The 15,874-nt window shown below is 50.8% G+C and carries 12 protein-coding genes; 4 read left to right on the forward strand and 8 right to left on the reverse strand.

What is annotated here, in order from left to right:
- Positions 1–66 precede the first annotated feature (66 nt).
- Together AC566Q_RS23175 and AC566Q_RS23180 are read right to left on the reverse strand one after the other, a co-directional pair.
- Complete coding sequence (locus AC566Q_RS23175) at positions 67–414, reverse strand: Fis family transcriptional regulator (protein WP_499611677.1); 348 nt, start codon at positions 412–414, stop codon at positions 67–69.
- A gap of 46 nt (positions 415–460) precedes the next feature.
- A complete protein-coding gene (locus AC566Q_RS23180) occupies positions 461–1,039 on the reverse strand; it encodes a DUF502 domain-containing protein (RefSeq protein ID WP_499611680.1) in 579 nt (192 codons plus the stop codon).
- 132 nt (positions 1,040–1,171) lie between these two features.
- Between AC566Q_RS23180 and AC566Q_RS23185 the strand changes: the two genes are divergently transcribed.
- Both AC566Q_RS23185 and AC566Q_RS23190 read left to right on the forward strand, forming a co-directional pair.
- Positions 1,172–1,996 (forward strand): inositol monophosphatase family protein, encoded by an 825-nt coding sequence (locus AC566Q_RS23185; RefSeq protein ID WP_499611683.1) that lies wholly within the window; start codon positions 1,172–1,174, stop codon positions 1,994–1,996.
- Positions 1,997–2,129: 133 nt separating this feature from the next.
- Entirely contained in the window at positions 2,130–3,107 is a 978-nt protein-coding gene (locus tag AC566Q_RS23190; RefSeq protein ID WP_499611686.1) for a GGDEF domain-containing protein, read from the forward strand.
- 78 nt (positions 3,108–3,185) lie between these two features.
- Here the strand turns inward: AC566Q_RS23190 and AC566Q_RS23195 are convergent, their stop codons facing one another.
- The 6 genes from AC566Q_RS23195 to AC566Q_RS23220 form a co-directional block, all read right to left on the reverse strand.
- Positions 3,186–4,496 carry a sugar MFS transporter gene (locus AC566Q_RS23195; RefSeq protein ID WP_499611688.1) on the reverse strand — a complete coding sequence of 437 codons (1,311 nt, stop codon included), beginning with the start codon at positions 4,494–4,496 and terminating at the stop codon, positions 3,186–3,188.
- A complete protein-coding gene (nagA, locus tag AC566Q_RS23200; protein WP_499611691.1) occupies positions 4,493–5,623 on the reverse strand; it encodes an N-acetylglucosamine-6-phosphate deacetylase in 1,131 nt (376 codons plus the stop codon). The genes AC566Q_RS23195 and nagA overlap by 4 nt, the downstream gene beginning before the upstream one ends.
- Complete coding sequence (gene nagB-II, locus AC566Q_RS23205) at positions 5,624–6,622, reverse strand: glucosamine-6-phosphate deaminase NagB-II (RefSeq protein ID WP_499611694.1); 999 nt, start codon at positions 6,620–6,622, stop codon at positions 5,624–5,626.
- Entirely contained in the window at positions 6,619–7,506 is an 888-nt protein-coding gene (locus AC566Q_RS23210) for a glucosamine kinase nucleotide-binding domain-containing protein (RefSeq protein WP_499611696.1), read from the reverse strand. The genes nagB-II and AC566Q_RS23210 overlap by 4 nt, the downstream gene beginning before the upstream one ends.
- Before the next feature lie 105 nt (positions 7,507–7,611).
- A complete protein-coding gene (locus tag AC566Q_RS23215) occupies positions 7,612–10,101 on the reverse strand; it encodes a family 20 glycosylhydrolase (RefSeq protein WP_499611698.1) in 2,490 nt (829 codons plus the stop codon).
- 93 nt (positions 10,102–10,194) lie between these two features.
- The gene (locus AC566Q_RS23220) at positions 10,195–12,924 is read right to left on the reverse strand and encodes a TonB-dependent receptor (protein ID WP_499611703.1); all 2,730 of its coding nucleotides are present in this window, start codon (positions 12,922–12,924) and stop codon (positions 10,195–10,197) included.
- 233 nt (positions 12,925–13,157) lie between these two features.
- Between AC566Q_RS23220 and AC566Q_RS23225 the strand changes: the two genes are divergently transcribed.
- On the forward strand, positions 13,158–14,180 hold the full coding sequence (locus AC566Q_RS23225; protein ID WP_499611709.1) for a LacI family DNA-binding transcriptional regulator: 1,023 nt from the start codon (positions 13,158–13,160) through the stop codon (positions 14,178–14,180).
- A 5-nt stretch (positions 14,181–14,185) separates the two neighbouring features.
- Complete coding sequence (locus AC566Q_RS23230; protein ID WP_499611716.1) at positions 14,186–15,673, forward strand: tryptophan halogenase family protein; 1,488 nt, start codon at positions 14,186–14,188, stop codon at positions 15,671–15,673.
- The last annotated feature ends 201 nt before the right edge of the window (positions 15,674–15,874 follow it).

Raw genomic sequence — 15,874 nt, forward strand, 5'->3', positions numbered from 1 at the left:
CAGTGAGGCCCCCCTGGACCCCGCTCAGCTCTATGTGGCGAAACAGCACTTCAAAGTGCTCTTTAATTAGCAGTGAACTAACCTTTTCTGCCACTCGCCGTTGTGTTCACGCTCACAGCTCTCTTCACTATCGAAGCACACATGACGGCGGATATCCTTTACCTTTATCCCTACTTTCAACAAATGCTGCTGAATCAACTGACGAAGCTTTTTATCGTTTTCGTCAATAGCTAGCTGCCGTACGTCTTCGTCGTGTTCAAATACACAGGTGACCATCAGACTTCCCGGAAACTGCTCGTAACGGGCAGTATGAGTGAGCCACTGGAAACCGATTTCCCAGTCCTTGGCGGTTTCACAGGCCAGGGTAAGCGCTTTAACCACGTTGTTATCGAGCTTTTTGATAGTTTTCTTCATATTTGGTCACTCCGATGTCGAGCCTGAGAAGACACTTAGCTAAAGTCTATTTAGCGTCTTTCTCAATCGAGTTACCGCCGGTCACCGCTATTCGCATCGCCGTTTCAACGTCGATATCCAGCTCAGTGATCCTGCTGCGCTCAAGGTAAATCGTGTAGCCACCAATCTGATAGCTTAAGGGCAAATATACGGCCACTTTTTCCTCACCGGGAAAGAGCTTATTGGCAACTTTTTCACTGGTCATAAAACCCACCAGCTTAATGCCATTGTCCAGTTCAACCGCAACCGCCTTCTTGGCTTCTTTTTCCTTTTTTACCTCAAACAGTTCAACGGCATCCTGCACTGCGCCGAACAGGGTTTTAACCACTGGTACGCGGGCAAAAACGCGCTCGCCGAGCAGAATGATCCAGTTAAACAAATACGCATTAATCAGAATGCCAATCGCCGTTAGTGCCAGAATAACCGTCACCACGCCAAGTCCTGGAAAATAATACCGGGCAGGAATAAGCGGTGATAACAAAGCTTCGGTAGAACTGACCAGCCACACCAGAAAATAGATTGTGATGGCAAACGGCAGAATAGTAACCAATCCCTTAACGGGCAATAACAGCAATTTATTAAACATTGTAATTCTAGTGAAAAATCGGTCTGGCATTGTAGCCTAGTATCCGTGGGATTTAAAAACTCTCCATGATAACTACTGTCGAACAGGATTTATCCTGGCAGTATATAACCAGCCTCCCAATGCAACAGGATAATGATGATCACAGCCAGCGAACTACACCAACTTGCTAAAATATGCCAGGAAGCATCAGACTCAGAAATTATGCCCCGTTTCAGAAACCTGGCCAGCGGCCAGATAGCAGAAAAGCGCAATCATCATGATTTGGTTACCATAGCCGACCAGGCGGCCGAAGCATTTATTTTTAACAAGCTAAGCAACCTGTACCCCGATGCACTGCTTATTGGAGAAGAAAGTGTCTACCACAACCCGGTAGCCCTCGCAAAGTTTCATTCTGCGGCGCTGAGTTTTGTGTTAGATCCTATCGATGGCACCTGGCACTACGCCAATGGCTCGGTAAATTTTGGCGTGATGCTGAGTGTCGCCAGTTATGGAGAAATCGTCGCCGGACTCATCCTGGAGCCCATCAGCGGCGATTACCTGTGGGCAATAAAAGGTCAGGGTGCATGTGACCGGGTACAAGGTGAGGACCGCCCTCTGCAGGCAGGCCAGCAGGCTTCCCTGCCACTCTGTGAAACCATGGGCTGCTTTTCATTTGGCGTCTCTAAAGGCGCAGACAGAGAAAAAGCGGTACAGGCTGTTATGCAGATGGGCAGAGTTATGGACTACCGCTGTGCTGCGGCCGAATACCGATTGCTTAACACCGGCGCCACCGCCTTTGTTATCTTTCAGGGTACGCTCAACCTGTGGGACCACGGAGCCGGATTGTTGATCAGTCAGGAGGCCGGAGCGGTGGCTCGCATGCTTGATGGCACTCAGTATTCCCCCCAGATCACAGGTAAATTACTGGTCGCCGAGAGCGAAGCTCGTTGGCAGGAAGTCGCCGCGTTATTCTCCTGAGCGCAGAAAAAATTGCCACATATTTTGGCTGATATGGCGATTTAGCATTAAGCTCAATGGAACGACAAAAGAAATTAAGCGCGCCTTAGGGTTTAACAACCAACGGCATTGATGCTGATAAAGCGGAGGCGGTATGCTGGATCGAATATTTGATGGCAGCCTGATGCCACACGGGCATTGCCTGTTGTGGCGCTGGGATCTGTTATTTTTACACCTTGGCGGCGACCTGTTAACGGTGATGGCCTACTCGCTCATCCCATTTGGCATTTTTTATTTTATACATAAACGTAAAGATCTTAATTTTAACGGTATAGCCCTGTTATTTGCTGCCTTCATTGCTTTTTGTGGTGCTTCACACCTGGCCGGCCTGATTAATGTCTGGCACGGCTACTACTTTATTGAGGGTGTCATTAAGTTTGCTACGGGCGTAATCTCGATCGTTACGGCGGTTTGCTTATGGCGACTAATGCCAACACTGATCAATATTCCCAGTATTGATATGCTAAAGCAGCGCAACACCGAGCTGGAAAACCTCAGAGCTGAGCTCGAAGAATCCAACAAATCACTGGAAGAAAAAGTAAAGCAGCGTACCCTTGAACTTGAACGTCAGGCCAATACCGATACTGTAACCGGTATTGCCAGTCGCTTTGCCATTATGGACCGGCTCAGTCGCTGCTATATGGCATATCAGCGCTATCATCATCCGTTTTCAATACTGATGATCGATGTGGATCATTTTAAAGACATCAATGATAACCACGGTCACCAAACCGGCGATAAAGTATTACATGACCTGGCGCTATGCATCGAAGATAACATCAGAAAAACAGATTCTGTGGGCCGTTACGGTGGCGAAGAGTTTTTAGTCATTTTGCCCGAAACCGCTGCCGAGCAGGCCTGTGAGCTGGCTGACAGGATCCGCATTGCAGTAGAAGCAATGACTCTCACAAATGACATTATTATTACCTGCAGTATAGGTGTTGCTACGATTTCCCGGGGTATTTCCGATGATGGCCTGATCAGTCAAGCCGATAAAGCGCTTTACAAAGCCAAAAACGCTGGCCGAAATCAGGTAGTTTCCTATACCAAAAAAATAGCAAACGAAGCCTAGCCCTGGCAAAAAAGCCCCGCAAACGGGGCAAGAGGTCACACACTGATTCCACTGCATTAACGCAGTTAAAGGCTGCAATTACCAGCTTGCTTTTTTATGGCCAAAGATGGCGTAGTAGCCAATAAACAAATAACACGGGATCATAATCACATAGGCCATTTGCGACGACAGCATATCGGCAAGGCCACCATAGGCCAGTGGTAAAATTGCACCACCGGCAATCCCCATGATCAGAATGGCAGAGCCTTGTGGGGTAAACTTACCCAGCCCGGCCAGAGCCAGTGGCCAGATAGTTGGCCATACCATGGCATTCGCCAAACCAAGCAGCGCAATCATGGCGATGGTATCCGGTAATAGGGGCAGTCCCATCCAGCCCCACAGCAAGGAAGATAGCAATGTCGAATCGTCCGAGCCCAGCAAAATTGCCACCGTCAGTACCAGCCCTAAACCAGCAGAAGCACGCAGTGCCGCAGCCTGAGATATAATCCGTGGGATACAGACCAGACCGAGCGCATAACCCACTACCATGGCAGTCATGGTAAAAGAGGTGAGTGAGGTCGCATTAGCAACCCCCAACGATGAGCCATACAAACCAATAGTGTCGCCGGCTATAACCTCGACACCCACATAGCAAAACAGCGCGACAGCGCCAAGCACCAGGTGGGGAAACTGCATCACTGAGCCGGACACCTCGCTAGCCGTGGTTTCATCGTCAAAACGAATGTCCGGCAGATTCACTTTCATTAACCCCAGCGCTAACACTCCCAGCGCAACGGCCATACCGATATACGGCTGAATCAGCTTAAAAGACATCTCGTTGAGCTGGATATTCCGTTCGGTCTCGCTCATTTGCGCCAGTGATACCTGATTGACATGGCCAAAATCACCCAAAACTAACGCGGTAAAAATTAAAGGGGCTAATACGCCGGCAAATTTATTCAGTAATCCCATAAACGCAATGCGCGCCGCGGCACTTTCTGGCGAGCCCAGATGCACAATAAAAGGATTCGAGGCGGTTTGCAGAATGGTCAGCCCGGAGCCCACTACAAACTGGGCCAGCAAAAAGATAATAAAGGTTTTACTCAACGCTGCCGGCACAAACAACAAGCAGCCACCGGCAATCATTGCCAGCCCCAGCGACATGCCCTTTTTATAGCCGGTACGCTCGAGGATTTTAGCCATCGGCAGGGCCATCACCACGTAGGCAACATAAAAACAAAAGGCAATAAACAGTGCTTCCATTTCACTGAGTTCACATACCATTTGCAAAAAAGGGATCAGTGCGCCATTGAGCCAGGTGACAAAACCAAAGATAAAAAACAGTAAACCAATGGTGAGTATCGGCATTAAACTGCGACTACCCTGCCGGGCAACAGATTGCGTATTCATAGGGTTATCTCTCCGTTTGCAACGGCCTTGCCGCGCAGCCAAATGGTCTCAATGTTCAGCGCTTCGTCGAGCAATAATAAATTGGCCGTCTGCCCGACAGCAATACTGCCAAGTTGTTGCTCTCTGCCAATAAAACGGGCCGGGGTCAGACTGGCCATGGTACTGACTTCGGCTAATGAAAAGCCCAGGTCACGATGGCTGTTCAACACCGCGGTATGCATATCAAGACAAGAACCAGCCAATGTTCCTTCCGGTGTAACCAGCTTATCGCCGTGCCGCTCGATAACGGTACTAAAAAAGGCCAGTTCAGTGATGTCGGTGCCTACGTGGGCCATGGCATCGGTAACCAGCATAATTCGTTGTGCGGTTTTAGTTTTTATCGCCAGCGCAGCGCTTTGGGAATGCACATGGTGATGATCCACTATCAGGCCACAGTAGGCATTACTTTGATTTAACGCCGCGCCAACCATTCCTGGCGCACGGGATTGCAACGCTGACATGGCATTGTAGAGGTGTGTAAAACCGGTTGCGCCTGCAGCCAATGCCGCTACCGCCTGCTCATAGGTGGCATTGCTGTGCCCTAACGCCACTACCACACCAGCAGCCACCAACTCGCGAATAAATCCAACGTCCACAGTATCCGGCGCTACAGTCACCAGTACCTTTCCTAAATCCGGACGAGTTAAGATAGCCAGCTCGCTGTCTTTGGGGTGACGAATAAAGCCTGCTTCATGCACGCCTTTTTTGGCTACGTTAAGAAATGGCCCTTCAAAGTGCACCCCAACGATAGTGGGATGGTCGCTGGCGATGACCTCGGCAATGGCATCCGCCGCTCTGGCCATAGCCGCCTCCCCATCGGTTATCAGGGTGGGTAACATTGACGTAGTACCAAAACGTAAATGCGCACTGGCCAGCTTATTCAGACTCTCAGCATCAGGGTGTTGATTAAACAGTACGCCTCCGCCGCCATTCACCTGGGTATCAAAGTACCCCGGCATTAGCGTGCCTGACTGCACTGGCTTATCGCCCGCCGGCTCAATGGCCACGATAATCCCATCTTCAACAGTGATACTGGTGTTATCCAGCACACCTTCTGGGGTAATCACCCGTTGTACACACATCTTCATTTATACGGTTTCCGTTACTTTGTTGAGCCCCGGCGGCGTATCAGGATCGAGGCCCATTTCCATCGCCACCTGTTCAATATCCAGGTAAAAACGCTGCATTAACAGTAAGGGTACCACTCTTTTGTGCAAGGTCGTGTTGGCACAGTCCATTTTCACCATGTTAGCCCCGCGCTGGCGTACATTGTCTGACATCTTATGATGGAAAGCCTGCGACTCATCGGGAATGTCCAGATCGATAATCAGCAACGGCTTTTCAGCCAGGGTTACCGGCCCGTGAATAAACTCTGCACTGCTGAATGATTCGGCATGGATGCTCAGCACTTCTTTTAGTTTAAGCGCCACTTCCCTGGAGATCGCATAGCCAAAGGCGCGCCCTAACACTATGCAGTTTTGAACGCCCTGCAAATGTTCGGTTTTAAGTTGTGGAGGCTGCTCACACACGGCTTGCATAGCCACAGGCAAATCAACAAGCGATGCTTCCAGCGCTTTGTTCTCGGACCACACCGCACATAACTGCAGCAACGCCGATAAACTGGCCAGATAACTCTTGGTTGCTGCCACCGCCTGCTCTTTGCCCGCGCGTATAGGTAAAACGGCATGACAAATGGATGCCAGCGGTGAAGTCTCATCATTTACCAATGCCACCGAATAAGCACCGCCCTGGCGGGCAAATTTGGCCTGATGCAGAATATCCGGGCTACGTCCTGACTGTGAAATCACAATCACAAGCGCATTTTTCAGGTTCAGTTGCTTATTGAAAATCCCCGATACCGAAGGTGCGGCAGCGCACACCGGGATACCCAGCTCCACTTCATAGAGATATTTGGCGAAGACCCCGGCATGATCAGAAGAGCCACGGGCTATCATCATGATCATGCTCGGCTGCAACGTACGTAAGGTTTCGGCAAGCTTGTCGCATACCGGCTTGTTGTGTTTAAGCTGATCGGCAATTACTGTGGCGGCCTGACGGGCCTCCTGTGCCATAATACTGTGTGTCATTGTCCCTCTCCGGCTGTTACTGCTTGTTTTGCCAATAAGATTGCGCCCTGCTCCGGGCTGTATGCGCAGGGTTGGAGCCGCTGCTGTATCGCTTCACTTAACAATGGCTGGTAAACGGCGGTCAGCCCGCCAATCAAACATAGTTCGAGCTCGCTATTGCCAATAGCTTGTTCAGCAAGGCGCTGCAAATAGTGACGGCCCTCATCAATAAAACCAGCAACTACACTGTTACCGCTTTGGTACAAGGGCACCAGCGCGGTCACAACGGCCGCATAATCGTTAGAATTAAACCCACTGCATTGCTGCACAATGTCTTCGGCCTGTTCACTGTTGAAGTGCGCTGAAACGGTGTCAAATACCGCATCGCGAGGCGCCAGATAGTCGTAGCCAAGCAAGGTATACTGAATGGCCTGTAATCCCAGCCAGGCACCGCTGGCTTTATCACCAATAGGAAAACCGTGGCCACCAAAATCGGTAAAAGTGCGGTTGGCGTAACGGGTAGCCGACGAGCCGGTACCACAAACAATCACCGCACCAGACTCTCCCCGGTGTGCACCGGCGCAGGCGGCGTGCAGGTCGCTCACCAGGTGCACCCGCGCAAAGGGCAACTGCCGTTGCAGAAAGGCCTGGCTGGCCCCGGCAATATTGGCGCCGGCAAGGCCCGCACACAACACTACCTGCTCGAAGGTAATATCCAGCCCGCACTGCTCGATAGCCTGGGCACAGGCCTGGCGAATTGACGCCTCGGCTACATTGGCATTGCGCATGATGTTAGCCGGGCCGCTACTGGCAGTCGCCAGCAACTCGCCGTGCTGGTCCTCAAGGCGAACCCGGCAACGGCTCCCTCCACCATCAACACCAATAAAATACGTGTTACTTTTCATAGTTAATTGTTCTCAACTTGCAGTCGTTGCCCCGGCACCAATGGTCTGAATTACGCTTGTGGGCAGCGATATAAATATAATTATGGTCTGTCGTCAGCATGCTGCTTAGGGCTCCACGGCAATAATTCGGCTGGTGTGAGGGCTGTTAATTAAACGTGCTCGCACAAAATGGATATTGTTTGCCGACACAGCGCCGGTGTAGGTGTGCCAGGTCATGGCATCTGCGCTGTATTCCAGCTTCAGATTTGGCATGGCGGCCCGCAATTCCAATTTATGATGTGCGTCGATGTGGTAACCCGGTGGCGGTATTCGGACATTTATATCCGCTTGTACCAGCCGTGGATAGTGGCGCTTCGCCACCACCTGGGTAAATTCGGTAAAGTCGCGATTGAGCGCTGGCAAAAACTCCGCCTGACTCACCTTGCCCTCCCACGCGGCCTGATGCCAGGCGCGCTCTGCAAATGCCAGTAAACGGGGAAAGAGCATGTATTCCACGCTGCGCTGATCGCGGGTTATTTCGGTCCAGAGCTGGGCCTGCATACCCAGTACATGTGTCGCCTCCTGTGCGGGTTCGTCGGCATAGGGCTGACCCATTCTGTCAGTCCAAAGCTGTGCATGCTGGCCAAGATACTGCGGCATAAAGCCAAAGACCCGCTTTAGCGACACCGACTTCGCGCCCCAGTAATAACCAGGCTCAAGCGGATCGTTCTGATAAGGAAAGTCAAAATAGAGTACATCGGGGAGTGACAGCACCGCCGGCGTATTGCTTGCGGCTAGCTGACTAACCGTTTTACTTGCACCTGCCGGCAGGGTTTGCCAAACATTCACATACACGTTGGCATTCGGCAAGGCCGGTAAGGCTTCCATCATGCCATCACTCCAGCCAGCCATTACCAGCCCCTTGTTATTACCCAGTTTAATGATTTCCTGGATAAAGGTTTTGGCGATGTCGTGGGGGGCAATGCCCGACTCTTGACAAGCGGCCGATTCGGTCCAGGCGCCAGCCGTTTCATCGGCGCCAATGTGGTAGGTGTGGAGTGGCACCCCCGCTTGCTGATGCATCACTTTGAGTTCTGCCAGCAATTTATCGATAAACCGAAACGTTGAAGGTAAGCACGGATTAAGGGTATTGTCGTTGTAGTGCTGAATAGAGGAATAAACCGATTTATCGCTGAATTCAGTGAGCAGATACATTTCAGCCTGCTCCGGTTTGCGCTCGGCCATCAGGCGGTGATAGCGTGCTTCCATTGCTTTTATTGCTGCCCGGGAATGGCCCGGCATATCCAGCGATGGGATCACTTCTATGCCCCACTGGTTAGCCAGCTGCAACAGATTTTGATACTGCTGCACACTCAAATAACCATTCACCCCGGCATCTCGATGTGGCCCGGAGCCTAGCTGTGGCATAAGACAACGCCGCTCGGACTCGTCGTGACAGCGGTAAGCGCCCACCTCGGTAAGCTCGGGCAAGCCCGGGATTTCAAGCCGCCATCCCTCATCATCACTGACATGCAAATGAAGCTTATTGAGTTTTAATATCGCCATCTGCTCCAGCAGCATGGTGATTGAGTCGTAGCCGGTAAAGCTACGGGCAATATCGAAATGCACACCGCGAAAGGCAAAGCGAGGCGCGTCGGCACTAGTCGTTAACGGAACCTGGCCAGTTTGCGGGTCGCGCAACTGAGCCAGCGTGAGTAAGCCATAGCCTGCCGCTTTATCTGATGCCGCTGTCAGGGTGATGGCCTGCTCCTCAATGCGCAATGCATAGTGTTCGAGCCCGCTGAACTGCTGTCTGGCGATAACAATACTGATAGTTTCCTGCTGCTCACCAACTGGCAGGCCCAGTTGCTCAACAAGCGGTAACCAGGGCGCTAAATGCACAGCATCAGAGGGTAATTTAATGCCTGTTAAATGGCGCTTTTGCAGACTGTCCTGGCGCTGTTTTACCTTTGGCACAACGCGGTTTGCAGTCACTAGAGGCCATTGCTCAGGCAAGTCAGCAAATTGTGCCTTGCTGGTCTCCAGCGGCAATACATCATCGGCGTTGCGACGATACTGCTTTGGTTTAGTCCAGCTGCCGGTATGGGCGTTCACCGGTAAACCAGAACCCTGCTCAGCCTGTTGCACAGTGCTATCGATAACTACCGGCGCCAGCGCATCAGCTACCAGGTAGTAATTAGGCATAATGTCAGACCGGGCTGCATGCCAGGCAGGTGCCGCAATGCTTATAGTCTCGGTAGTATGAGCAGGTATTGTGCGGGTAATACGCATCTCATGGTGATCGCCATTGATATGGCTAATGCTAACGGCACGGCTTTGTGCCGCCGCGATAGGAATAATATGACTAAAGTGGATCACCGTTCCTTTGGTTAGCGCAACGTCCTCGGTTTGCAATCGAATTTGGGCGCTGAAACAGCGTCCGGCAATTTGTTCTGACTCACAAGCTGTCTGCTCAGTGTTATCCAATACCTGATATTGCACATCCAGCGTCCGGCCTAACTGATTAAGTTCGTGCTGGGTAACAGCCACCGCGCTGGCACTTAAGCTCGCTACAGTGCAGACCAGGCAATATTTAATTAGGGTATTGATCATCATTGAACATCTTTGTGGTGGGTTAAGGTACAGATAAATAATGTCGTTCAGCCAACACTGCCGCTGACCGGCACGTAACCGGCCAGCGGTGGTTACTTAAAAACTCATGCTCGCACCAACAAACAGGCGTCGGCCATTCGCACTCTGGGTGCCACCGAGACGAGCGCCATCAGACTCCCGCACATAGTAGTTTTCCCAGATTTCATCGGTCAGGTTTAAGGCTTCCGCTTTAAACGTAACGTTGTCATTAAACTGCCAGCTAAACTGTGCATCCAGTTGCGCTTGTTCATCGCGATACTGGGTACCAATTTCGGCCTGAGCAATGAAGTACTCAGAACGATAGTTGTAGTTCAGGCGCGCGCTGTACTGGTCTGTTTCATAATAAACGCCTACGTTAAACGAGTTCTTCGACGTATTGGGGAAGCTCACCGTGCGGCTGGTGAGTGTGGCCCCAATAATATTACCGTCATCATCCAGTACCGGTGCAGCTTCGTCAATTTCAGCATCGTCGAGGTCGGTATAGGTGTAGTTAAAGTACCCGCCAAAGCCGTTCTCAAAGGCGTGCTGAAGTTGGAACTCAAAGCCTTCCAGTGCCGTTTTACCGCCGTTTTCAGGGGTGCTCAGCTGATTAATTTGCTGACCGTTAATTTCTTTAGCCACGGTTTTGGTAAAGATAAAGTCGCTGATGTCTTTTCTGAAGAACGTAATTGACGCCAGTGACGCACTGTCAAAGTACCATTCCACACCGGTTTCAAACTGATTGGCCGTTAACGGATTCAGCGCCGGGTTACCCGCTGAGCCTGAACTGGTTTCCGGGGTAAGATTCACCGCAGGCGCCAGTTGGAAAGGTGCCGGGCGGGTAATCACACGTGCTGCGGCAAAACGTAAGATAACGTCTTCAGACAGGTTGTAAGCAATGTTTGCACTGGGCAGCCACTCTTTATACTCGCTGTCATACGCGACGTCCTGGCCAGAGTTTAAATCAAAGCCATTTGAGGTTGAGTCGGTTTCCACATAGCGAATACCAATGTTACCGCGCAGATCGTCGGTTGAGAATTTTGCCATGGTATATAAGGCGGTAATGCTCTCTTCAATATCAAACGACGCATCTTTGAGGAACACATTGCTATTACGGCACAGACTGCCTGCATTACCTTCATTACACTCCGAAACGTCGTATAACGCTGAGTACATCAGGTCTTTGTCCGGCATAAAATAGCTCGCCGCCACGCCATTGGTTTGTGAATGACTGACATTCACCATGTCGCCGCTCCAGAAATCGCTCGCCGGCCCCAGGCTGCCTTCACCGGTGGGGGCAAGATTGGCCAGATCCGTAAGATAACGTTGCTGTGAGAAGCTACGGTCGCGGAATTTCATACCCGATTTGATTTCGTTAATGGCGCCCCACTCGACAAAGTGGCTGTAGTCAAACTGCAGGTAGTCTTCTTTATCTTCAGTGCTGTTTTCCTGATCGAAGATACCGCCTAACCACATTTCATCGCCAGGGTTAGCCAACCAGGGGCTGGCGCTGACAAAGTCGATATACGGATTAGTGCCACCCGGGTTATAAAAATCAAATGACGCACGCTCATCATCAGGGGTTACCCAGAACTCAGTGAAGAAGTCATTGTTAGTTCCTTCACCACTGGTGGTGCCTAACTGGAAGTGCAGCTCACCATTTTCCATGGTGTAGGTACCCTCTAAATCCAGCACCTCGGTAGACATTTCTGAACCGTCACGGAAGATATTGTCGTAGGCAATATGACGCGCCCAGCCCGGACGATTTGGTACGCCAGTCACCGCCAGTGAATCAACATTACCATTACTTACCGAACCTGGATTAGTATCTGTACCTAAGAACGCCACGCCTCTGAACGGGATACCGATAAGATTGGAGTTAACGTTATCCGCTTCCATTACCGATGACATATAGTGCAAAGACAGGTCGAGATCATCTGTTACCAGCCACTGACCAGTGATATCAAAGCCTTTACGCTTACGGTCCTGCTTAAACAAGGCAGAGCCCATTCCCCATGGAATGGCACCGCGCTCACTGGCCCCCTGTGGCGCTTCGATAAGCGGGTCAATACGCGGAATACTGGGGCCAAACCAGCCAAAATCTTCGTTGGTTTCACGCTGCACCGTACGTTGTTGGAAACTGGCTGAAACCAGTAAACCAAACGTACCGTCATCATTTTTCCAGCTGTATAAGCCAGATAGCGACGGATCGGTAGTTTCTGCGTTATCACTGTACTGACCTTCAATAGACACCTGCGAGGTATTGGCATCAAGGTCCAGCGGTTTGCGGGTACGCAGAATTACCGTACCACCCAGCGCCCCTTCATCTAAATCGGCCTGGGAGGATTTATACACCTCAAGACCGGCAACCATTTCAGAAGCCAGGATCTCAAAGTTAAAGTTACGGGTTGCATCAGACAGCACGAACCATTGTGCGGTACCCACAGCCTGGCCATTCAGTAATGTGAGGTTTTGGTCGGGCTGCACACCACGGATGGTCACGCCCTGGCCTTCACCGAAATCACGGTCGATAGTGATCCCCGGAATACGTGACAACGATTCGGCCACGTTCTTATCCGGGAACTTGCCAATATCCTCGGCGGTAATGGCATCCACCACGCTGTCGGAAAAGCGTTTGGTGTTAATATTTTCTTTTTGGCTTGCCCGAATACCACGGATTTCAATTACTTCGGTATTATCCGCGCCTTCCTGTGCAAAGACAGCCGGCGTTGAAGTTGCCGCTACTGCACCTACTGCCAGTGCCAGACGAAGCCCACGAGTTAATTTAGTTATTCTGTGTTTTTGCATCACTCAAGTCCTTGTTCTCACTATAATGACAACGCTGTCATTTTACTCGTAAATAAAATGACAGTCGCGTTCACTAGCCATAATTTGGCTAATGACAACGCTGTCATTGAGTGTTAAGCTACAACAAGGAATTAACCTTTGCAAACATATTTATTTACTATTCGGCGTGTGAATTACGTAAGCTATTGATAAATATATGCAAAAAATTGTTTAAAAATTATTCTGGAGGCATAATGTCTGCCACAATAAAAAGTGTTGCTCAATACGCCGGTGTTTCCATTAAAACCGTTTCCCGGGTGATTAATAACGAAGGGACCGTAAAACCAGACACCCTGGCAAAAGTGCAGCAGGCCATAGACGCGTTGGATTATCGACCGAACAAAGCGGCGCGCGATCTGGCTGGCCGTGACAACTATGTGCTCGGTTACGTGTACGACAACCCCAATGCCTACTACATTCTGGCTATGCAAAACGGTATTCTTAAGGAGTGTCGGTCTAACGGCTATGAGCTGCTGATCCATCCCTGCGACGCCACCAATCCTGACATCATCGATGAGCTGGTTAACATGGTTAACAGTGCCCGCTTAGCCGGCCTGATCCTGTCTCCCCCGCTATCTGAAATGCCTGATGTCCTTCAAGCCATGGACGAAAAAGGCATTCAGTATGTACGGGTGCTATCGGGCGATAAAGCCCCTGACGACAAGCCTTGCGTACTGGTAGACGATTACCAGGCTGCCCGCCAGATTACCCGTCACCTGCTCGATCAGGGCCATCAGCGCATTGCGTTTATCGCCGGTGAGAAACAGCACCATTCCACCACCGAACGTCAGCGCGGTTTTTATCAGGCGTTGGCAGATCATGGCATTAAAGCAGACCCGGAGCTTGTGATTGATGGCACCTATTCATTCGGTACCGGTGTGCAAAGTATTCAGCAGCTACTGGCATTGCCTGAGCCGCCCACCGCACTATTTGCCTGTAACGATGAAATCGCCGCGGGTGCCCTTTTTGGTGCCCGAATGCAAGGCGTGGATGTGCCTGAAGCGCTGGCCATTGCCGGGTTTGAGAACAGCCCGTTTTCAACCCAGACGTTTCCGCCACTCACTACCGCCTCGCAGCCCACAGCACAAATTGCCCAGCGTGCCACGTCTTCGTTAATACGCTCGTTACAGGCTCGTAAACGTAAGGCTGAGAACCACACGATTCCCGCTGATATCTTTGTGCCTGAACTGATAGTTCGCGAATCCACCAGCCGGTAGCCATTATGACGCATAGCACTCAACAGCCCGAATCTATCGTTATCGTTGGCGGCGGCACCGCCGGTTGGATGTGTGCAGCGTACCTGGCAGCTAAGTGGGGCAAGCGCTATCGCATTACGCTTATCGAATCGGCTCAAATTGGTACGGTGGGCGTAGGCGAAGGCTCCACGCCGTTTTTAAAACAGTTTTTTGCCGAACTGGGCTGGCAGGAATCCGACTGGATGCCCGCCTGTGATGCGACTTACAAAACGGGAATAGAGTTCAGTAACTGGACCGATAGCGAACGGTTTAAGCGCTATTTTCACCCCTTCTTCAGCGCACTTGATTTAGACACCGCCGAACACTTTTTTGCTAATTGTAACCAGCTGCGACGGGGCCAGAACGCAGCTGTTCGGCCGGAGCAATTTTTCTCTGCAGCGACAATGGCAGAAGCGGCAGTCTCACCGGTTAGTACTACTCTGGGCGGCGATATTGATTATGCTTATCACTTTGATGCCAGCAAGCTCGCCAGTTGTTTACGCAACTTTGCCGTACAACAGGGAGTAAATCACCTTACCGGCAATGTGCTGAGTGTGCAGTGCACTAACGGCCACATTAATCAGCTTCAAACCGATTGCAGCGATCCCCTTACGGCTACGCTTTTTATCGATTGCTCAGGCTTTCGCGGACTCCTGATGAAACAAGGACTTGGACAGTCATTGCAAAGCTATCAGGATTGCTTATTCAACGATCGTGCCGTGGCTATTCCTACTCCACCTAGCCAGCCCCAACAGGCTATTACCCCGCAAACCCGATCCGAAGGCTTATCCTGTGGCTGGATGTGGAATATCCCGCTAACCAGCAGAGTCGGTAACGGCTATGTCTACAGCAGCCGGTTTTGCTCACCGGAGGAAGCTGAAGCAGAGTTAAGGCAACGTCTCAGGGTTAGCGATGAAACACCAGCCCGCCACCTTACTATGCCCGTGGGCCGCCTACAGGAACATTGGCACGGCAATTGTGTTGCCATTGGCTTAGCTCAGGGTTTCATCGAGCCGCTGGAGGCTACCGCCCTGATGTTGGTGCAATACGGCATTTACCAGTTGTCGAGCCGGTTAGGTGAGCCGGTAACGACTACCAGCCGCACTCAATACAATACGGAAATGAACAGGATGTTTGACGGTATTCGCGATTATATAGTTGCCCATTATTATCTGAATACCCGCAACGATTCACCATACTGGCAAGCCTGTCGGAATGATATCCGCGTGCCGGAAAATCTCAGGTTACTGGTCAATGCCTGGGACGGAAAAGGTCAGTTTGAAGACGCTTTAGATAGCATCGATGAACAATTGGTGTATTTACGCCCTTCCTGGTACTGCATTCTGGCGGGCATGGGACGATTTAAACCCGAGGCAGTCAACTTCCCTGACCCGGGCGCCGCTGCGGGCATTCAGCAATACTTAACCAGCACTGTTGGTGAGCATTTTAGGGCGCAGTTAATGCCTTCGAGATAGCCTGTCGCCTCAACAGCCTGTTTTACTGTAGCAGTTATCTGTCCACAAACTTCAGATCACTACTGAACCGGCTGAAATGAAACGAAGACAAAGTAGTCTTATATACCTCACAAAAGACCACATTCGATTTCTATAAATATCAAATTAAAACGAAGACGTTCTCGTTTGAATTAATTTTACTGAATCTCGCATGGACTTTGC

The organism is Alteromonas sp. H02 (genome assembly GCF_059682525.1).